Annotated in this window: 14 protein-coding genes and 3 pseudogenes; 5 read left to right on the top strand and 12 right to left on the bottom strand. The window is 55.7% G+C overall.

Annotated elements, in window-relative coordinates; genetic code table 11:
- Nucleotides 1–756 (top strand): annotated as a pseudogene (locus BM152_RS12030) (transposase); the annotation flags it as partial.
- Nucleotides 757–1,549: 793 nt separating this feature from the next.
- Here BM152_RS12030 and BM152_RS18830 read toward each other — a convergent pair.
- A pseudogene (locus tag BM152_RS18830) lies at nt 1,550–1,893 on the bottom strand (transposase family protein); the annotation flags it as partial.
- A gap of 274 nt (nt 1,894–2,167) precedes the next feature.
- Here BM152_RS18830 and BM152_RS12020 point away from each other — a divergent pair.
- Both BM152_RS12020 and aldA read left to right on the top strand, forming a co-directional pair.
- Nucleotides 2,168–3,037, top strand: coding sequence for a GAF domain-containing protein (locus tag BM152_RS12020; RefSeq protein WP_211435252.1), 870 nt, complete (start codon nt 2,168–2,170; stop codon nt 3,035–3,037).
- Between the two features lie 147 nt (nt 3,038–3,184).
- Nucleotides 3,185–4,666 carry an aldehyde dehydrogenase gene (gene aldA / locus BM152_RS12015; protein ID WP_066605439.1) on the top strand — a complete coding sequence of 494 codons (1,482 nt, stop codon included), beginning with the start codon at nt 3,185–3,187 and terminating at the stop codon, nt 4,664–4,666.
- A gap of 399 nt (nt 4,667–5,065) precedes the next feature.
- Here the strand turns inward: aldA and BM152_RS12010 are convergent, their stop codons facing one another.
- Nucleotides 5,066–5,746, bottom strand: coding sequence for an NnrU family protein (locus BM152_RS12010; protein ID WP_066605441.1), 681 nt, complete (start codon nt 5,744–5,746; stop codon nt 5,066–5,068).
- A gap of 239 nt (nt 5,747–5,985) precedes the next feature.
- Between BM152_RS12010 and BM152_RS12005 the strand changes: the two genes are divergently transcribed.
- Nucleotides 5,986–6,684 (top strand): Crp/Fnr family transcriptional regulator, encoded by a 699-nt coding sequence (locus tag BM152_RS12005; protein ID WP_066605448.1) that lies wholly within the window; start codon nt 5,986–5,988, stop codon nt 6,682–6,684.
- Between the two features lie 160 nt (nt 6,685–6,844).
- Here BM152_RS12005 and BM152_RS12000 read toward each other — a convergent pair whose 3' ends face one another.
- The 9 genes from BM152_RS12000 to BM152_RS11960 all read right to left on the bottom strand — a co-directional run bounded on the left by BM152_RS12000 (nt 6,845) and on the right by BM152_RS11960 (nt 17,532).
- Nucleotides 6,845–8,044 (bottom strand): NnrS family protein, encoded by a 1,200-nt coding sequence (locus tag BM152_RS12000; RefSeq protein WP_066605450.1) that lies wholly within the window; start codon nt 8,042–8,044, stop codon nt 6,845–6,847.
- Nucleotides 8,045–8,439: 395 nt separating this feature from the next.
- Nucleotides 8,440–9,363, bottom strand: coding sequence for an FAD:protein FMN transferase (locus BM152_RS11995; protein WP_111481382.1), 924 nt, complete (start codon nt 9,361–9,363; stop codon nt 8,440–8,442).
- Nucleotides 9,364–9,366: 3 nt separating this feature from the next.
- Nucleotides 9,367–9,957, bottom strand: coding sequence for a nitrous oxide reductase accessory protein NosL (locus BM152_RS11990; protein WP_082715411.1), 591 nt, complete (start codon nt 9,955–9,957; stop codon nt 9,367–9,369).
- The gene (locus tag BM152_RS11985) at nt 9,954–10,781 is read right to left on the bottom strand and encodes an ABC transporter permease (protein ID WP_066605456.1); all 828 of its coding nucleotides are present in this window, start codon (nt 10,779–10,781) and stop codon (nt 9,954–9,956) included. Before BM152_RS11985 ends, BM152_RS11990 begins: the two co-directional genes overlap by 4 nt.
- Nucleotides 10,781–11,683 (bottom strand): ABC transporter ATP-binding protein, encoded by a 903-nt coding sequence (locus tag BM152_RS11980; protein ID WP_170845873.1) that lies wholly within the window; start codon nt 11,681–11,683, stop codon nt 10,781–10,783. The genes BM152_RS11985 and BM152_RS11980 overlap by 1 nt, the downstream gene beginning before the upstream one ends.
- A complete protein-coding gene (locus BM152_RS11975) occupies nt 11,652–12,980 on the bottom strand; it encodes a nitrous oxide reductase family maturation protein NosD (RefSeq protein WP_066605720.1) in 1,329 nt (442 codons plus the stop codon). Before BM152_RS11975 ends, BM152_RS11980 begins: the two co-directional genes overlap by 32 nt.
- The gene (gene nosZ / locus BM152_RS11970) at nt 12,980–14,917 is read right to left on the bottom strand and encodes a TAT-dependent nitrous-oxide reductase (protein WP_066605458.1); all 1,938 of its coding nucleotides are present in this window, start codon (nt 14,915–14,917) and stop codon (nt 12,980–12,982) included. Before nosZ ends, BM152_RS11975 begins: the two co-directional genes overlap by 1 nt.
- Nucleotides 14,918–14,931: 14 nt before the next feature.
- Nucleotides 14,932–17,121 (bottom strand): NosR/NirI family protein, encoded by a 2,190-nt coding sequence (locus BM152_RS11965; protein ID WP_066605724.1) that lies wholly within the window; start codon nt 17,119–17,121, stop codon nt 14,932–14,934.
- Nucleotides 17,122–17,151: 30 nt separating this feature from the next.
- Nucleotides 17,152–17,532, bottom strand: a complete 381-nt coding sequence (locus tag BM152_RS11960) for a DUF2946 family protein (protein ID WP_066605461.1) — start codon at nt 17,530–17,532, stop codon at nt 17,152–17,154.
- Between the two features lie 347 nt (nt 17,533–17,879).
- On the opposite strand from BM152_RS11960, the pseudogene BM152_RS11955 reads away from it, so the two are divergent.
- Nucleotides 17,880–18,050, top strand: a pseudogene (locus tag BM152_RS11955) (IS3 family transposase); the annotation flags it as partial.
- Between the two features lie 228 nt (nt 18,051–18,278).
- Here the strand turns inward: BM152_RS11955 and BM152_RS11950 are convergent.
- On the bottom strand, nt 18,279–19,793 hold the full coding sequence (locus BM152_RS11950; RefSeq protein WP_066605462.1) for an aldehyde dehydrogenase (NADP(+)): 1,515 nt from the start codon (nt 19,791–19,793) through the stop codon (nt 18,279–18,281).
- Nucleotides 19,794–19,837 lie beyond the last annotated feature (44 nt).

Here is a 19,837-nt window from a genome sequence, read left to right as displayed (position 1 = left end):
GGCCGTGACGTTCACGGATCTGGAACGCTATTTTGTCTCAGAATCCACTGTGTATCGGGTGCTGAAGGCGCATGATTTGATCACCAGCCCGGCATTCATCGCGCTCAAGGCAGCGAACGAGTTCAAAGACAAAACGACTGGGATCAACCAGTTGTGGCAGACTGACTTCACCTACATCAAAGTCCTTGGTTGGGGCTGGTTCTATCTCAGCATTCGCCCATTGTGCTCGGACCAATGGCGCACAAGGGCTCATTCCTCGATGATTACAGCCGCTACATCGTCTCCTGGAAGCTCTGCACCAACATGCGGACTGAGGACGTTACCGATACGCTTGACCTCGCATTGCAGGCATCCGGTTGCGACCAAGTTCACGTCGTTCATAAACCGAGATTGCTTAGCGACAACGGATCCAGTTACGTCTCGGGCGACTTGGCGGAGTGGCTGAAAGACAAGGGCATGAAGCACTCACGTGGTGCGCCGTATCATCCACAAACCCAAGGCAAGATCGAACGATGGCATCAGACCTTGAAGAACCGCATCTTGCTCGAAAACGACTTCCTGCCCGGCGATCTCGAAGCGCAAATTGAAGCCTTCGTCGATCACTATAACCACCAACGCTATCATGAGAGCATCAACAACGTCACACCCGCAGATGTATACTTTGGGCGTGACAAAGCCATTTTACAACAAAGGGAAAGGATCAAACGCAAGACGCTCGAAACGCGCCGCTTGCATCACCGCCAGCACGCTGCATAATCTAACCAACCAGATGAGCCAAACTCTCTCTTAGTTTAGGCCGCCTCTGGTTCCAAAAACTCTGACGACGGACACCCCTCGATTATGAGGCTATTGGGGAGATCAAGGGCAAGAACGTCTTGGTCCGCCGCATCGCGTATCAATGTCGCTGCTTCGGGGGCGGGTTCCATTGCTATCAAGACTTCGTCCCCGACAACGATGGGCTCTCCAAGTTGGATTTTACTCGCGTCAGGGTGCCCAGCAATGACGCGTATCGCATCCGAGACTATCTCTCGAACCATACGGCTGTGGTGTGAGAACAGTGACACATAGAAGCGGTCGCCCTCTATTGGGTACTCGGCCAGAATGGGTGGGTTATCGGGCACGTAGGTGCTCTTTCCTAGACGGATTAGGACAAAAGCAAATCATGTCCAAGGCGAACTTGTCAAATCCGAATGTATGGGTGTTCGAAGCTCACACAGTTCGCCCTAGTGCGTGAAATAAGCAAAATTGTGAGGTACGAGAACTCGCCCCGCGGCGGAAGGTAGTTCTGTCCACACTGTCTTTGTCGCCTTGCTTGAATTGCGGCACGATCCACGAAAAACTGCTTTGGTGAAGCTGCAGTGCAGCGCCTTGAACCTCTGCCAAAGTCCGCTAAGGGCCGAGAGTGTTTCTGCCCTTGCTGCTTTGGTGCGTGATACTGAACCTAAATTGTTGAGCCGATCAATAGCCCACGGCTCCAAATCCCGAAGCCAAACATAGTGTTGCAATCAATCCAAGTCCGCGTGACTTCCACGGCGTAGGAATATTACTGGCGGCCCAGCCAATGCCGAATGCGCGAAATGGTTGCGTCAAACAATTTGATGCCGTGATGGCGCTCCAGATACCAAGCGATCCGCATTGGTCCGAGATGGAATTTACGACGAAGGTAAAGCACCTTTTTCTCGCCTCAGGCGGTGTCCTGTTGGCGAGCCACTTGGGGATGGGCTGTGAATTGATCAGCCCTGCTTCTCCGCGATTGGAGTAGGCTTTGCCCCAGCGGTGAAAATTTGCGTGACCGATCACGAAATAGCGGCAGGTTTTGGCAACATGATCGATCTCTTCGGTGTATCGCTGTTTCCGCAACTTGCGTTGTATCACGCGCTGATCTTTGTTCATGTCTTTTCCCCGGTTCCAAGAGGCCAAAGGAAATGTCTCGCGAGTAACGGCATATATGCATAACAAATCGTCGTTTTCGAAACTGTTGACACACCACCATACGGGGTTAGGCTAACTGGCGAGGACGCTGCTGTTTTTCTCCCAAATCAGCGGCTCAAGGGAGGAGGGAGCCATGGCCGACTTAACGTCGCATGCAGCGCATGTGCGCAAAGTTATCACTACCAAAGATATTTCCAGATTGCCTCTTGCGGCATCCTGGCATCGGTGTGCGCATTTGCACGGTCTTGACCCGGAAGCGTCACTTAAGCCGCAGCGCGTCACCGAGATGGAACTGCGCAGGCTGTCCGAGCCGCTGGAGCCGCTGCTTGTCACAGCCTCTCCCACATTGGAGCGGTTGCGCCGCGCGATCGGCAATCGTGGTGTGTGTATGCTGGTCAGCAATGCACAAGGCGTTCCGGTTCTGTGCTGGGGCCCTGAGGCGGATATGCCGGACCTGCAAATGCGTGGTCTGTGCGAAGGGGTCGACTGGAGCGAAGCGCAAAGCGGCACCAACGGAATTGGCACGTCACTGATCGAACGCCGTGCATTATGTGTCCGACCTCACCTGCACTATTACGCCACCACATTGAGCATCACCTGTGTGTCCGCCCCGTTTTTTGATGACCAAGGGGTGCTGGCGGGGGCCGCGAACATTACTTACTATGGTCATGCCAGTGAGCAGGCCCCTGTCGGCTTGTTGATGTCCAGCATTTCGGATGCGGCACGGCAGATCGAGATAGATCACTTCCATCAAACCTTTGCCGGCGACCGGATCATCTCCATCCCCGGCGAAACCCGTTCCGGCGCGATTCTGCTTGCTGTGGATCGTGATGATGTCATCACCGGAGCCACACGCGGGGCACGGCGCGTCTTTGGCCTGACAGACACGGATCTAAGCGCGGGGATCATTGCAAGCGACCTCTTTGCCAAGCTTCTGGAACCCTTGGATGATACGTTACAAGCGGCCGAATACAGCGTCTTGCGACGTTGGCTTATTCGTAATGGCGGCAACGTCACCGCGAGCGCGCGTGATCTTCAGATCAGTCATGCAACATTGAAACGCAAACTCAAGGCCCATAGCCTCAACCGGCGCCGTTTGAACTGAGACTTGTAAACCGGCTCAAATCTGAGCCGGTTTTCTTATAGGGTAAACACGCAGGTCTTGCGCCTTTATGAAATGACTTCAAACCTTCCTCCAAGGGTTGGCGGCAACGTCAACAGGGATCAAGAACCCAAAGAGGAGGAAATCAAAATGACCACGGACACCACCCTGCGCAAACCTGCCGAAAAGCTTTCCGAGCATCCGCAGGACTATCGCAACTACATTGACGGAGCCTTTGTCGCCAATAGCGGCGAGATGATTGACGTCATGAACCCCGCCAATGGCGCACTTTTGGGCCGTATCCCCGAAACAAGTCCGGACACCGTTGATGCCGCAGTTCGTGCTGCGCGGCGGGCTCAGGGACCTTGGGAAAAACTGCCCGCGATAGAACGCGCGGCCTACCTGCGAAAAATCTCGGCCAAGCTGCGCGAGCATCGTCTGGAGCTTGCCGATACGATCATCAAAGAACAGGGGAAAGTGCGCAGTCTTGCAGAGGTCGAAGTCGATTTCACCGCCGATTACATCGACTACATGGCCGAATGGGCCCGCCGGATCGAAGGCGAAGTTCTGACCAGTGACCGCCCGAAAGAAACCATGCTGCTCTTGCGCAAACCGATTGGCGTCGTGGCGGGGGTTCTCCCCTGGAATTTCCCGTTCTTCCTGATTGCGCGCAAGTTGGCTCCAGCACTGGTCACTGGCAATACCATCGTCATCAAACCGAGTGAAGAAACACCGATCAACGCCTATCTCTTTGCAGAATTGCTGGCGGAAACAGATTTGCCGAAAGGGGTGTTCAACCTCGTCGGCGGGCGCGGACCTGTGGCAGGTGAGGCCCTGATCTCCCACCCGGAGGTAGACTTGGTCACCTTTACAGGCAGCGTCGCGACCGGCTCGCATATAATGCAAGTGGCGGGAAAGAACCTGACTCGCGTCAATTTGGAACTGGGCGGCAAGGCTCCAGCGATTGTTCTCAAGGATGCCGATCTCGATCTCGCGGCCAAAGCCATCTATGACTCCCGTGTCATCAACACAGGACAGGTCTGCAACTGCGCGGAACGCGTATATGTCGAACGTGAGGTCCATGATGAGTTTGTCGAAAAGTTGACGGCTCATTTTGAAGCCACCCGCTATGGCGACCCTTCGGTGGACGACGATTTGCATATGGGGCCGCTGGTGAACGAGACTGGCCTCAACAAGGTGACTGCCGCCGTCGAACTGGCGCAAAAGCAGGGCGCAACCATCGTGTGTGGTGGCAAGCCGGCCGATCTGGGGCAAGGGTTCCATTTCCAGCCAACGGTGATTACAGGCGCAACCCATGAGATGGACATCATGCGGCGCGAAACATTTGGGCCAGTCCTTCCGGTGCAAGCTGTGGAGAACCTCGACGAAGCCATCGCGCTCGCAAACGACAGCGATTATGGCCTGACCTCTTCGATCTATACCCAGAACCTGAATGCGGCCATGCAAGCCTCACGCGACTTGAAATTTGGTGAAACCTATATCAACCGCGAGAATTTTGAAGCGATGCAAGGCTATCATGCCGGTCATAGAAAATCCGGTATCGGAGGCGCCGATGGCAAGCACGGGCTCTACGAATTCATGGTGACGCAGGTCGTGTATATCCAAGGGTAGCGGAGGCTGAACGTTCGCAAAGGCTGGAGTCTATCAGATTGGCGACCTGCACCTATCGATTTCATTCGATGCGACGGGTGCAGGTCACTCAAATTTGGGAGAATATCGGATGTTCGAGTATAGTGTAAGTTGAAAGCTCGCGTAGACCGAGAGCCTTTGGCGCACCAGATGGCACGAGGCGCAGAGTTGTAATTCTCCCATCGAAATGCTGCATAGCGCATAAATGGCAGGTCTGGTGAAGCGGCATAGGTGTGGTGGATGGAAAGCGGCTTAAGGCCGCTCACGTCGCTCGACATAAGGGCGGGTAACTGCCGTGCTCTGCGGGTGCGGGGTCTTGATCTGAAACCTAGCTAAAGCCGACATTCATCAGAAAATCACTTATACCATGAAGCCAGAAGATTATGGCCAGACATACACCCCGATGACTGGACCATGTAAACTCAACAGCAGCACATAGAGCCCTAATCCCCCCAATAAACGCAAAAAAACTGAAGCGCTGTTTTCGCATCCAGACAAGAGTGAGCCTGCACGCGTTGCAATCCAAAGCGCATCATAATCCTTGCCCGCCTCACTCATCTTCTGGCGGGTTCTTTGGTTGATCATTTTACATCCGAGCAAGGCAAAGATACCGAATGCGGCAAACAGAATAACATGAGCCACATCACCATTTGGCAAAAGATGCGCAAAAGACCAAAGCGCAAGCGCAACCAAGAGTGGATGACGGGTCAGCCGTACGATCCCTGGATGCGCTGGCTCAAAACTTTCGTTGCGTGCCCCGCCGAAGGAAAACGGATTTGGACGGGCTATGCTAAAGGACAGCATTAAACAAACCACAAACATGATGGAGATCGTAACATACGGCATCCAAGCCGCCTTTTCCCAGAGCGGCACATAGGGCGCACGATTGGCAGCCACAATCAACCATACAAAGATCACAAGAGACAGAATCGAATAGATAAGACCAAAGCCTTTTGCTCCAATACGAGCCACAATCCACGGCTTAACTGATGAGCGAACCGGAATGGTGTGGCTCAGAAAGAATGCCGCAGCGGCCAAAATAAAACTGCCCCATCCACTCATCTTATTATCCTCTATTACGCCAAAAACTTTACCCAGGCATACCGCAGCCGACCACACAGCCAAATATCATCACAAATAAAAATTTCGTGGCAAAGCCAGAGACACATATTGTGGAACAACTGACATTGACGATTGTCAAATCACCGCCGACAACATCTTTCATCAGTTGTCATCCATATAGACCCTCACTAGGGTCACGGTCAGAAAAGCGTCACATTGCATATGCCAAAGGCTCCACCATGCGTCGGGATATTACACAGATCGCGAAAGCGTCACTGTTATTTCAAAATGCTCCGACAGAACTAGTTGAGCCGTTGCTAGAGAGTGCTCGTGTTACCCGCCACACGCGAGGTGAAACGATTTTCATTCAGGATGACCCGGCGGATGTGATCTATATCGTGGTAAACGGTTGGATAAAATTGTACCGGATCGCCGCAAACGGCGCCGAAGCGGTCGTGGGCACGTTCACAAAAGGACATTCCTTTGGTGAGGCAGTCGCACTGCGCTCCGCACGATATCCTGTATCAGCGGAAGCCGTAACAGAATGTGAACTGATCGCCATCAATGCTGTCACGCTGATCCAAATGCTCGAAAGCAATCCAAAGATTGCAATCTCCATGCTGACCGCCACTTATGCCCATCTCCACAACTTGGTATCTCAGGTCGAACAGCTCAAATCCCGCACAGCCCCACAAAGAGTTGCAGAATTTCTATTGGAGCTTTGCCAAGGTTCAGACGGGCCATGCCAAGTCATTCTACCCTATGACAAAACGCTAATCGCAGGACGTCTTGGCATGAAACCGGAAAGTCTGTCGCGTGCATTTGCCAAACTTAAAGAACACGGTGTTCGCGTGAAGCAGAACGCTGCTGAGATCAAAAACGTCAACGCTCTCCGCAAATATGTTGAAGAAGACCCTGCATCTTCATGGAAACGTTAAAATGTTTAGCCATCAGGTCAAAAGCAGCTAAATTAATAAATCACAGGCTGACCTTAACCGTCATTCCTCCGGTGGCTGCGCGACGTTTGTTATAAATTCGGACAGCTTGACAGGTTCACTTTACTATTCACGAACGCCAACCGTCCCGTGTGGGACTGCGCTATGTTGGCGGAGAGGTAACAGACGGACGTGGCGCACGAGAATGGGTCAAGATGGGCCAAAACACTCCTGCGACCAATGCAAAGGCAAAACACCAAATCAGACCGGACAAAAACACCAGCGGCGTATACAGGCCCCAAACGTTCATTCCACCAAGCCATCGCATCAGGGCAGCGACAGGCAGCAAAACATACGCGATCACCATGGCAGAAGGGGCCACCAAAGGTCGTCCGGAATGCCCGAGAGATGCGCGTGACATCACCGAAACCGTCATGCCTCCAACGCCGCCAACGGCCAAAAAGTGCAGTCCAGCGACCTCGCTTCCGAAACCGACCATTGCAAGTCCCCAAAACACGAGACCGACCCCGACAGTTCCGTAGGATAGATGCAGTGTCCATAGAATAGGCTGGGACCATTGAAACCGGTTCTGCCATTTTGCGACTCTGATCAGCGCAAACAATCCCACGATAAGAGTGATTATGCCGGATAGCAGCGTATCAGGATAAAGGAGCTGCACTACCGGCAGGGCAATTGCCAAAACCAGAGCAACCGGAGTAAACACTGCAGGATCAGCGAGCTCTGCGACCTCAATCCCTGCCCTATGCATGGCATTGCGCGTGAAGGCTGGTGTAACCCTTCCTCCCAAGACTAGGATCATGGCAGCCAAAGAAAGCAAACCCACCCTAAGACCAATGCCTGCGCGCCCCGCGGTGTGTCCCCCCCAGTCAAGCAGCACCAAACAATCGCCAATCCAGAAAAATGTGAGAAAGATCAAAAACACCACGTTCTGTGGCTTGGGTTTGCGAACCAACTGGGTCGCGATCTTGGCTCCGATAAAGGGCACAAAGAGCAGTTCGACTACTGCGACCCCCGTAAAAAGGAGATTGTCCATATAAAGGATTGCTACACGGGCAAGAAGCCAAATCAACGCTGCCGCACCGATATAGAAGTGGCGAGCGGCCTTGGCCCCTGTCCAGTTTGGAACTGCGGTTAAAAAGAACCCGGCCAAAGTCGCACCACCATAACCAAATACCAGCTCATGAGCATGCCAATCACTCGGGCTAATACGTTCGGGTGTGATATCTAACCCACCAAAATAAGCCGCAAGCCAGAGGGAAAGGGAGAGAAGAGCTAAGAACACCGCACCGAGAAAGAAAACGCGAAACCCTTCGCCCAGTATCAGTGAGAAAAATCGTTTCATCACCGTGATCCTATTTTTGCAAATCAAAAAGACATTCACAAATCCAAGCCATAAGCGTCTTAACAAAAATCAAGGAGAACAGATCATGCCAGCGCGAGAAGGTTTCAAGTCTCACCAGATAGCCCGGATAATTCTTTCTTTTTGTTGGAGGCATGACCTAAACTTAACAAAGGGTTTCGGGACAAATCCTTCTGGGAGAAGCCGATGAAACGCAAACAAAAGATACAAAACGGGTGCCCGAAAGCACCCTATTTCACTTGCTTTTCGTCGCCGGTCTATCAACCCATGACCGAAGCCAGATAGGCGGAGGAGGTCATCAGCGGCAAGACGACAAGCGCGACACCCAGAATTCGCATGAGCGTGTCCCCGTGTCATTTGGCTAAACTTCACTTTATTCAAAGTACAAAACTCTCAAGACGCACCTCCTTGACATTTCTCAAGAGTTGCTCGGCTTCGGCTTGAGTTGTCGTCAGAACCAGACCGGTCGAAAGCCCATCCGCCATGGCCGCAGTAGGGGCGCTGACCGAGACCTGCGTGGCCGCCTGCACCAGATTTCCGTGGCGCGGATCGAGGATATGACCCTCGCCGTCCCGTATTTCCGTGCCCTGATACGCTGATGTCGCCAAAGCCCGATTGCGCAGGGACCTTTGCACGCTCTCCCCTGCAATCGTTACAGGCCAGCCATCGTGCTGAGGCGCAGAGCCAAGCGCCACGATCTCGCCCGTGTCGATCAGCACATCTTCGATGCCTTCACGACCGAGCAGCGCCGCGACATGATCCGCGACATACCCCTGTGCGATGCCATTCAACGTCAGCCGTTGTCCTTGCCTGAGACGCACGATCCCCGCTTCAAACATCACCCGGTCAAACCCGATTGCCGCGCGAGCGGCTGCAAGCGTGTCCGCTACGGGTTCATGCCCCTGCATCGCTGCCTCGGCCAAGACCTGCCAAAGCGGCTGAACCGTTGGGTCGAACCGCCCTTCAGTGGCATGATGCACCTTTCGGCACAGAGCAAGGCAATCAAGCAATTCAAAAGCCGGCGCCTCCAGATGCCCTGCACGGTTGAGCTGCGACAATTCGGAATTTGCATCATACAGGCTGAATACCGCTTCGAGCCTGCGAATTTCGGCACGCGCCATCGCAATAAGGCGGGTAGCATCAGGATGATCGAGAATGATCTGGGCATCCGCGCCAAGCGCGACGCCACGCCAATGCGCGGCCGCTGCCACAGATGTCGGCAGCCCCCCCGCCGCACCCAGACATGAGGCCGCAGCAATAATGAGAAAGCGTCTGCGAGTAATCTGCTGTGTCTCTTGCATGGTTCAAAATCCTTTCTGTGACGATAGCGCCTCAAGCCGCGCACCGATGTCTTCTTCCTGCCCGCTTTCTGTGGCCTCAGACGCATCGACGAGAGCCTCTTCGGCAGTGATCTCGGAAAACCGTTCAATCCGCCCGCCATGCTCACGCACAAATGCTTCGGCATCGTCAGGGTTTGTGAAGGGCACAAATTCCGGTGCTTTCATCCCGCCAAGCGCATCCGATCCGATGACATAGAGCGGCGCATCCACCTCGACCCAGGAACCCGGCGCATCCCAACGCGCACCGCTCATGTCCTGCACATAGGTGGCGACAACCGCATGGCTTTGTTCGGGCATATGCAGATATGCAACCGCATCGCGCACCTGACTGAAAAACAGCGGGGCAGGCATACCATCAAGATGGATTTGCGCTTTCGGGCCGTCATGTTCGAGCAGGTTCATCTGGCAATAAAACCCCACGGCCTCCGGCGTCATGTCCACCGGATCAGGACGCGCAATGCGTTCTTCCTTGCACCCCCCAAGCGCCATAGCCGCAAAGACAGCGACACAGAGCGGAACGCAAAATGATTGGCGGATTTTCGAACTGGTTTTCATGGGATAACCCTTCCAAAGGCAATACGGGCGGCTCCTGCGGCCAGCACCGGCCAGAGCCAGAGCGATGCAAGAGGTTTCCAGACCGCAATACTCGACGCAGCTCCTGCAAGCCCGGAGACAGCACCAACCGCTTCCGAGGCGGCAAGATTATAAATGCGGAACGCGTCGGCGGGATTGAGCACTAGCGCCCATGGGAAAACATCGGTGGTAAACGCGCCACCATCATCGGCGACAATGGCGGCCAGAAGTCCCAAGTCATAGAGCACGATGGCAATGAGCCAAAGCCCGATCACCAGAGCCGCAGCCCCTGATGGTCGCCGCGCCAGTGCTGACATCATATGTCCGAGAGAGAGAAACGCCGCCCCCAAAAGCACCGAGGTCCAGATCAGCCGCCACAAGGCCGGCAGCCCGGAAAGGGCCTCGTTCCCTGAGGTGCCAAAGGCATAGGCCGCCGCAATACCATAACCCGAGAGCACCGCGATGGCGACCACACCCAGTTGTGCGGTAAGTTTGCCCAAAAGCAGTTCCGAACGGCTCAGCGGATAGGTCAGATATAGCGGCAGGGTGCCGCGTTCGACCTCTCCGGCAATGGCGTCAAATGAAATCAACAGGGCGATGAGCGGCACAAGATAGACCGAAAGCGAAGTCAGGCTGGCCACGGTGACCGACAGGGTATCAACGGCCAGCGCTCCGGCGCTGCCAGTGCCCGCAAGCGACAGGACCAGTGAGAACAGCACCATAAGCACCACACCGACCGCAACCCAGCGGTTGCGCAGCGCAATGGCAAATTCGATGCGGGCAGTACTCAGGATACGACCAAACATCATGCGGCCCTCCGACTGATATGGGCGTAGATGTCATCGAGAGATGGCGGTTGAATATCGAAATCCGCAACCTGATCTCTGTTTGCGACAAGACGGGCGAGGACCTTGGATTTTTCATCCGCCTCACAAGTAAAACTCAGAGCGCCATGGTGCATCGCAGCTTCGGGGAAAGCCGCAACAAGCGCCTCCTCCTGACCGGATTGCGGCACCATCGACACCGTAAGAGGTAGCGCCGCTCTGCGCCGCAGGTCGGCAAGGCTGCCTTCTGCCACCTGTTGGCCTTTGGACAGGATCACAATGCGGTCGGTCCGCGCCTCCACTTCCGAAAGCGCATGCGAAGACAACAGGATCGCCGTGCCTTGCCCCGCCAGATCATCAAGAATGTCATAGAACTCACGACGCGAGATCGGATCGAGGCCGGAGGTCGGCTCGTCGAGTACCATAAGACGCGGTGTGCCAATGAGCGCTTGTGCTAGTCCGACACGTTGGCGCATGCCTTTGGAATAAGTGCCTATGCGGCGTCCGGCTGCCTCCAACAATCCGACACGGTCCAGAAGCGCATCCGCGTCCCTGACATGCCCTCCACGCAGACGTAGATAATGGCGGATCTGTTCGCGCCCCGTGAGCGCCGGATGAAACGCAGCGCTCTCCGGCAGGTAAGACACCAGTGCCCGCGCCACAGCAGAGCCCGGCGCATGTCCGGCAATGGAAATTGCACCTGCGCTTGTCGGAATGAGCCCGAGCACACATTTCATCAGGGTCGATTTGCCCGCACCGTTATGACCCAAAAGAGCCACACGTTCACCCGCAGAGATGCTCAGGGACACATCGTCCAGTGCGGCGGCCCCGGAGGCCGCTTTGTCATAGCGTTTAGTGAGATGCGAGAGGGTCAAAATCGTCATCGCGACCTCCTTTGGCCCAAAGTGGCGTGGCTTGGGCGAGGGTTTCATAAGGCGCTGGCACGTCGGAGGCCGGCGCCTGTGTCAAAGGGTGACTGTCCACCACACCGCCGATCTGTGTGGCGGGGAATTGTGCCTGCGACCAACGCACAAGCTGCACAGCGGGGGTGCCAAGTAACAGCTTTGCCGCCGGTTGCGACCACAGGATGTGATCCATCAAGTCATTCGGGCGATAGGGGCTGTCGGCGCGTGCATCACCATCAAGGTCGAAAACAACATGATCCGACCAGAAATTGCCCCGCCCCTCATAGGACCACTCGACATCGCGGGAGCCTACGTATTTCACCTGTGTCCGATTCCCGATAAAGGCATTTCCGGTAATCGTATTGCGCTCCGATCCAGCGGTGAAATGCACCCCGATATCGCAGCCCAGAAAGGTGTTCTCGGCCAGAAGATTGCGGTGCGCGTTATAGACAAAGACGCATTTCTCCGTCCCGCCCGTCACCAGATTGGCGAAGATGTCCGACTGGTTGGTGAAGTTCAGCATCACCCCGTGATCACGGTCGTTGATGGAGATATTCTCCCGCGCCACGATCCTGTCAGAATACATCATCGCAAAGCCGAGATGGTTACCGATGGAGATATTGCCCTCGATCAGGCTGTCATTGGTGTACATGTAATGGATCGCAAAACGCAGGTCGCGAAACAGGTTGCCGCGATAGGTGTTGTCGCGCGAGGTGTTAGAGAAAATCCCGTCGCGCCCGTAGCGGATTTCGTTGTCCTCCACCACCGAGCCGGGTGCATTCCACACATAGACCCCGTTGCCGCGATCATTCATCCGCGCCAGACGCAGCCCCTCGATGCGGTTGCCCTTCACCAGCGCATCGCGCGCACCGTGAATATCGACCCCCACAAGGTTGCCGCGAATGTCATTGTCGATCACGCGGGCGCGGGTGGCCTTCTTCGTCAGCTTCACGCCTGAATCAATCGTGTCATGCGAGCGTCCCGATCCCGTCACCGTCAGCCCTGTCACTGTCACATCCGCCGTGTTGATCGTGATGACGGAGCCAGCCCCTGCACCGTCGATCACAGCCCCCTTCGCACCCGTCAGACGCAAAGGGGTCTCGATGACCAGCGGGCCGACATATCGCCCCGCCGAAAGCACGATCTCGTCCCCTGCCGCAGCATCCGCTACGGCAGAGGCAAGCGCCCCGTCCCCCGCCCGCACCTCAATACGCTCCGCAGCCACGGGGGCGGCGAGGCACAAGGCGGCAAGAAGGCAAGCGACAGGACGGATCATCATGCAGGCTCCACAAACATCCGCCCGCGCATTTCCATGTGCAGCGCGTGACAGAACCACTGGCAATAATACCAGTAGACACCCGGTTTCGCGGCGGTGAAGGTCACCGAGGCCGTGGCCTGCGGTGCGACTTCCATCGCGACCCCGTGGTTGCCGAGGGTAAAGCCGTGGGTCAAATCGTCGATGTCATCGAGGTTGGTGACATACACCGTCACCTCGTCACCCTCCTTGACGGTAAAGCTCGACAGGCTGAACTCCGGCGCCTGGCTGGACATCCAGACTCGAACCTTGTTGCCGTCGCGGATGACCGTGTCCTGCCAGTCATCAATGTCGACACCGTCGATCTCGGCCTGCGCGCGCGCATCGGCAAACATCGGATCATTGCGATCCCAGACATCCACCGGATTGACGATATCGCGCCGCACCAAAATCACGTCATGCGGTTCGGCAAAGGTCGGCCCGTCATGCACGACCTTCATATTGTCTGTCGAAATGTCGATGATCTGCTCGTTTTCGGGCTTGAGCGGGCCGACATTGATGAAACGGTCCTTGGAGAACTTGTTCAGCGAAATAAGCCACTTGCCATCCGCCTCCTTGGTCTCGCCCATAGTGGTGTGGTTGTGACCGGGTTGGTAATGCACATCAACCTTCGACACGATCGGGTCCACCTCCGCGCCAGCATAGGCTTCCACCGCCTTGGCGATGTCCCACTTCACGATCTGGCTGTCGAGGAACAATGTCGTATAGGCAAACCCCTTGCCGTCAAATGCGGTATGAAGCGGTCCAAGCCCCAACTCGGGTTCCGCCACCACAGCCGAGCGCGGATCGGCATCGGCGTCAAAGAGCGCGTCCAGTTTGGTCACGTCCAACACGGTGCAGGTGGGCGACAGTTTGCCCGCAACCACAACGTGTTTCATGTCAGGCGCGGTGTTGATGCCGTGCGGGCTGTTGGGCACAGGAATGTAGCGGGTGTATTTCTTGTTCTGTCCCTTGCTCCCGTCGATGACCTTCACGCCGTTCAGCTCGATATAGTCACCTGCAGCAATCCCTGCTTCGATTTCGGCAATATTGAAGACAACGACGTGGTCACGCTCGGCTTCCATCATCTCCGGCAGGGTCATCCCCATTTCCGAGTTGTAGGAGGTCGAGAATGCGTATTTGCCCTGATAGTCGCAATCCGTGTTGTCGAGGTTGCCCGACACCATCACCTGCCAGGAGATCTCCATCGTGTCACCGTCAATCGCGGTGAAAAAGTTCACATACTTTTCGGGCTCGTCGAGCACCGACCCGTCATTAACCATGGGTGTCTCGTCCTCGCCATTGGCAAAGACATAGCCCGTGCGCGGGAATTTCTGCGGACGCAGACCGTGGATCGCTTTGGCGTTCGGGATGTCGATGATCTTGTCTGTTTTCATCACATCACAACGGATACGGGCCACGCGCGTGTTGGCCTTGTCGTTCACAAAGATGAAACGGCCGTCATAGGTGCCATCGGTGAAGGACATATGCGGGTGGTGCAAATCGCCGTTGTCGTGGACCTTCTTGCCCTGCGCCGCCAGATACTCCTTGGTCTCGGGCAGCATGTTCTCGGTGAGGACTTTGAGCGACTCGTTGGTCTGGCCCCAGCCCGTTGCAGAGCAGCGATTGAATACCGGCACCCGCATCAATTCGCGCATCGACGGAAAGCCGAGGATGCGCAATTCACCGGTCTGACCCGAGGACCAGAAACCGTAATACTCATCCAGTTCACCGGGAACCGGGCTGAGGTGATCCGTGGCCTGCGCCATCGCGCTGCCCGTACCCGCAGCCGTCGCAACCGCTGCCCCGCCAGCCAGCAGGCCCAGCCTGCCCCCTGTTCCTCCGATAAAAGCTGCCCCCGTAGCTGTCGCGCCCATGAAGCCGCGACGGCTCAGACCTTTATTCTCCGATTTAGACATGGTGTTTCCTTTCCCTAAGTGCGGATGTTGGGATGATTTTCGATCTCGGCTGTTTTGAGAGCCGACAGATCGGGTGAACTGACTTTCGCGCGCCGTTTCTCTTTCTTGATCACGACAGGACAAAAATCTTTGGACTGGTAGAGCACCTGACAATGCATGCAGTTGACGCATTCGTTCGGGTTGATCTCACCGGTTGGATGTATCGCCTGCACCGGACATTGATGCGCGCAGGTCTGGCAGGGGCTTCCGCATTCCTTGTAGCGTTTGAGCCAGTCGAACATGCGCAGCCGTGCTGGGATCGCCAGAGCCGCTCCCAGCGGACACAGGTAACGGCAATAGAACCGCTCCACGAAAAGCCCCGCGATCAGGAGAGCTGCGACATAGGCCACGAAAGGCCATGCCCGCATGAATTTCAGAATAATCGCGGTTTTGAACGGCTCTACCTCGGCCAGATGTTCGGCCTGTTCGATGGAGTAAAGCGACACCCCGAACAGCCCGAGGAAGATCATGTATTTGACCGCCCAGAGCCGCTCATGCAGCCCCCAAGGCAGGGTCCATTGCGGAATGCCGATCTTGCGCGCGATCTGGTTGGTGATCTCCTGCAAGGCGCCAAAGGGACACAGCCAGCCGCAATAGGCTCCACGCCCCCAGAACAACAACGCCGCCGCCACCGAAAACCACAAGATGAACGTCAGCGGATCAAGCAGAAACGCTTGCCAGCTGAACTCCGTCATTAATGCGCCGAACAGCGCCATGAGGTTCACCACCGAAAGCTGGGCGTTCCACATCCAGCCGAGGCAAACGAGTGTCACACTCAGAAATGCCATGCGGAACCAGAACGTCACCCGTGCCGAGCGCGTCAGCTGCATCTGGAAGAAAAATGCCAGCGTCAGTACAGACAACATGGCGCCGACCACTATGATCTGCGGGGTCTTGTCCTGCCAAATCCGTTTCCAGAGTGCGGCCTGAGCCTGCGCCTCGGTTGAAGTCTCTGCCGCGACGGTAACAGGTTGGGATGCGGAAATCGGTGTCAGATATGTCGAGGGCAACCGATACCCCAAGTCAAAGGTGGTAAAGACCTTTTCAATCGCCGCCACTTCACGCTGCACCAAAAGCTGCAAGCGGAACGGTTTCGTCGGATCAAAGCCAACATCGGCGGGTATTTTGAACAGATCCCGCTCTGTAAATTCCGGCGCATCCGCCGCCGCGATGCTGCCCATGCGGCGATGCCCACGGTCGCGAAACCGCACCGACACATCGTCTTGAATAAGCACGATCCGGTCAAAAATCCCGCCACGCACATAGCCCGACCCCTTGAAGGAATAGAGTCCGCGCCCGGTCACTGCGATCGCGTGTTCACCCTCTTCGAGCCAGCCCTGAAGATTGCTGTTTTCCGCCTCGCCCAGAATGGCCTCGCCAATCCCCGGCACCGAGACCAGCGCCATTTGCATATCGATGAACACCGTCTCCGGCGCTTCGGTCAATGCACGTTTGGCCGCCCGCGGGTCATCCATTTCAGCGAACGCGGTGTTGATCTGGCCAACATCAAGGGACATCCGGCGCACCGTGCCATCGCCCTCCATCTCCATCCAGCTTTTCGGCGCTTTGGCCTCTGGATTGATGGCAAATTTCGGCCCTGTATCTTCGACCTGTTGCAGGCCGCCAAGGCCCAGCGCACGGGCAACCTTGATACCGGACCGGATAATGCTGTCATCAATCACCATCACCGTCACGGTTGCCCCGGAAATGATGTTGAGATCATGACTTTCGCCACCGGAAGCCGCCTCTTCGACAAGGTTCACACCCTTGTAATCGGCCACCATGGATTTGATTTTTGTGTCGGGAATACCAATCAGAACGATTGGTTCGGAGTGCTTTACAAGCTTGATACCCAGCACGCGCGCGTTGTCGTCAACAGCCACCATCGTGTGGATCGGCTTGCCCGAATATCCCGTTGTACCAACGAAATCCGAGGTGATGAACACCCAGCCCAGCCGGGTATCTCCGGCCAACACGGGTGCGACAGGAACATCGTCGCGGATGGGGCCAAACGCATCGGCCCCCTCGACGATATCGGAGGGGGTCTCACTTTGCAGGAATCCGGTGAGAACGGGTTGGGCGGTTTGGGCCGCGGCGTCACCTATGGTCACGAAGGCGGAGAAAACCAGTGCAGAAAGCAGGCAGATCAGCCTGTTCAGGGACATCAAAAAAGATTTGTAAAAACGGGGCATGTGTCAAACCTTGCTCTGGCTGGGAGGTCCACGGGACGGTTGCCAGATGCGCTTGCTGCGCTCTGGCAAAGTGTTCAGTGTGAGTTGAACGCGTTCCCCCTGCGTCGCCGACGGACAATTGAAGGTCTGCGCGGACAGCGCAGCCATCGGCACGAGGGAACAATCCGCGCAATGTGCGCATTCTTGTGTGTCTTTCGGGGAAACGGGTTCACCAGAAGCATTCAACGTGATCGTTTCGGTGCCGTTCTGCCCACAGATGACAATGTTCGTCTGTCCCGCCCGCGCAATCCCGTGCGCGGTTTTGAGAATCCCCGACATCCCCGCCGAAGCCGTCAGGCTCAGCGCGAGAATCGCGATCATCACAAGGGGTGCAAAACGTGTCATGCCCGCGGGTGTGCGCCCGTCCGGTCACAGACGCCTTGACTTTAATCAAAAATCTAAGCTTTAAAGTTTATGCTAAGTAATTGCAAAACATGAATATATATGCTTGTTTTCTAAATTTAAGCACAAATACGCTTACGTCTCGGCCCGTTTAAGGCACCACGAATTTTCTACGCTTATCAGTATCCCACGCGTGACTCGCAAATCTCCTTACTGCGCGTTTTCAACGCGGTCGGATCGGTACGGCGGGATTTGTAATGATAGGTCGAGCAATCAAACCGCCCGGCGAGCCGTCGTAGAAATTGCAATGAACGAAACCTTTTTCGCCATTGGTTTAAGAGCAATGGTCGAGTGCCGTCGCGGAGAGCTTCTTTCAATTCTTGAAGCGCGAACGTATTCGGCGGAGGACATACCTCACACGCAACGCCGCAAGGCAGGACGTGTTCGACTACATCGAGATTTTTTACAACCCGACACGCAAGCACACTAACAACGGAATGCTGTCGCCAGTTGACTATGAAATCAAACAAAGGAAAATGAACAAGGCAGGTGTCAAGGAAATGAGGGGCACCTCAGATAGCAACAGTTCACCCCTTCCTAGCTCACCTTATCTGAAGTGATGCCCCCCAAAAACCTTTTGGAGTGTTGCTCGCATTTTAACCGTAAGCAACACTCCCAATCTGTACCGGTTAAGACAGGAGAGCCATTTTCACAGAACCGAGACAGATAGTCTTCATCGCATACGTGCTTCAGCCTAGATCTTCTGGACGCACTACTGCGGGCAGATTCTGATAACAGACCGGACGCAAAAAGCGCCGGATCGCCATGGTTCCAACCGAAGTCGCCCCGAAATTCGTCGATGCCGGATAGGGTCCGCCATGCACCATGCTATCGACGACCTCAACACCGGTCGGGAAACCGTTGAACAAGACACGTCCAGCCTTGCGCTCCAGTACGGGCAAAAGGTCACACGCAAGATCGGTGTCACCCTCGTCCATATGCACTGTGGCAGTCAGTTGACCCTCGAATCCCCGCGCCAGTTCCGGCATCGCGGCCCCATCTGCAACACGCACCACTAGACTAAGCGGACCGAAGACTTCTTCAGTCAAAGCATGGTCTTCAAGAAACGCGTCTGCGGTCACTTCGTAGAGGTTCGGGCTCGCCTGACGGCCCTCGGACTCACTGGTGTAAACGGGAGTGACCGAATTCCGGTTCTCGAACCGTTCTTTGCCCGCGCGATAGGCTTCAGCCATACCCGATGTCAACATGAGTTGCGGCGCAATTTCCTTGAGTGCGCCGGCAGTGGCAGCAACAAATGCATCTCCATCGCTTCCTGTCGGAACAACTGCGATGCCGGGATTGGTGCAAAGCTGACCCACTGAGCCAGTCATGGATGCGGCCCACCCCTTCCCTAAATCGGCAGCACGAGAGGCAAGGGCATGCGGCAGCAAAAACATCGGGTTCACTGATCCTAGCTCACCAAAGAACGGAATCGGTTCTGAACGTGCTGCGCACAGGTCGAACAAAGCACGCCCCCCGCCAAGGCTTCCCGTGAACCCCACGGCCTTAATGATAGGATGCTGCACAAGCGCAGTGCCCACCTCTCGCTTGCCACCCTGCACCATCGAGAACACACCTTTATGCTGATCGGTGCGCTGGATGGCTGCATAGATAGCTTCGGCAACGATTTCGCCGGTGCCGGGGTGGGAGGAGTGCCCCTTGACAATAACGGGACAGCCCGCAGCAAGCGCCGCTGCTGTATCCCCGCCCGCAACAGAAAAAGCCAACGGAAAATTTGAAGCGCCAAACACAGCCACCGGCCCGATCGGTCGTTGCATCATCCGCAAATCAGGACGCGGCATTGGCTGCCGGTCGAGCAAGGCTTCATCATGGCGCACATCCAAATAGTCGCCTTTAAGGATGGTTTGAGCAAACAAGCGTAACTGTGCAACTGTGCGACTCCGCTCCCCATTCAACCGCGCTTCCGGCAGCCCTGTTTCGCGACAACCTATATCGGTGATTTCGTCAGCGCGGGCTTCGATTTCGTCAGCAATAGCTTCAAGAAATGCGGCTCGATCTTTGCGTGAGGCATAGCCGTAAGACCAAAAAGCATCTTCGGCGGCATGCGCCGCGCGGTCCACCAGATCAACCGTTCCCATTGAGAAACTCGAAGGCGCTCCATGGGCTGGTTCATTTACAAACTTTGCATCTGTTTCAACCCATTCTCCTGCAATCAGATGTTTTCCATGCGGGGTGAACATCATTACGTATCCTTTCATTATTTCGGGAATAATCGGAAGGCTCCGGA

This window comes from Celeribacter halophilus (assembly GCF_900114135.1).
Classification (GTDB): Bacteria; Pseudomonadota; Alphaproteobacteria; order Rhodobacterales; family Rhodobacteraceae; genus Celeribacter; species Celeribacter halophilus.
The sequence above is the reverse complement of the archived record's forward strand: the minus strand, read 5'-3'. Positions and strand labels throughout refer to the sequence as shown.

What these genes read in the sequence shown, in the direction of transcription:
- aldA (WP_066605439.1), top strand. Translation starts at nt 3,185, where the DNA reads ATGACCACGGACACCACCCTGCGCAAACCTGCCGAAAAGCTTTCCGAG.
- BM152_RS12010 (WP_066605441.1), bottom strand. Translation starts at nt 5,746, where the DNA reads ATGAGTGGATGGGGCAGTTTTATTTTGGCCGCTGCGGCATTCTTTCTG.
- BM152_RS12005 (WP_066605448.1), top strand. Translation starts at nt 5,986, where the DNA reads ATGCGTCGGGATATTACACAGATCGCGAAAGCGTCACTGTTATTTCAA.
- BM152_RS12000 (WP_066605450.1), bottom strand. Translation starts at nt 8,044, where the DNA reads ATGAAACGATTTTTCTCACTGATACTGGGCGAAGGGTTTCGCGTTTTC.
- BM152_RS11995 (WP_111481382.1), bottom strand. Translation starts at nt 9,363, where the DNA reads ATGCAAGAGACACAGCAGATTACTCGCAGACGCTTTCTCATTATTGCT.
- BM152_RS11990 (WP_082715411.1), bottom strand. Translation starts at nt 9,957, where the DNA reads ATGAAAACCAGTTCGAAAATCCGCCAATCATTTTGCGTTCCGCTCTGT.
- BM152_RS11985 (WP_066605456.1), bottom strand. Translation starts at nt 10,781, where the DNA reads ATGTTTGGTCGTATCCTGAGTACTGCCCGCATCGAATTTGCCATTGCG.
- BM152_RS11980 (WP_170845873.1), bottom strand. Translation starts at nt 11,683, where the DNA reads ATGACGATTTTGACCCTCTCGCATCTCACTAAACGCTATGACAAAGCG.
- BM152_RS11975 (WP_066605720.1), bottom strand. Translation starts at nt 12,980, where the DNA reads ATGATCCGTCCTGTCGCTTGCCTTCTTGCCGCCTTGTGCCTCGCCGCC.
- nosZ (WP_066605458.1), bottom strand. Translation starts at nt 14,917, where the DNA reads ATGTCTAAATCGGAGAATAAAGGTCTGAGCCGTCGCGGCTTCATGGGC.
- BM152_RS11965 (WP_066605724.1), bottom strand. Translation starts at nt 17,121, where the DNA reads ATGTCCCTGAACAGGCTGATCTGCCTGCTTTCTGCACTGGTTTTCTCC.
- BM152_RS11960 (WP_066605461.1), bottom strand. Translation starts at nt 17,532, where the DNA reads ATGACACGTTTTGCACCCCTTGTGATGATCGCGATTCTCGCGCTGAGC.
- BM152_RS11950 (WP_066605462.1), bottom strand. Translation starts at nt 19,793, where the DNA reads ATGATGTTCACCCCGCATGGAAAACATCTGATTGCAGGAGAATGGGTT.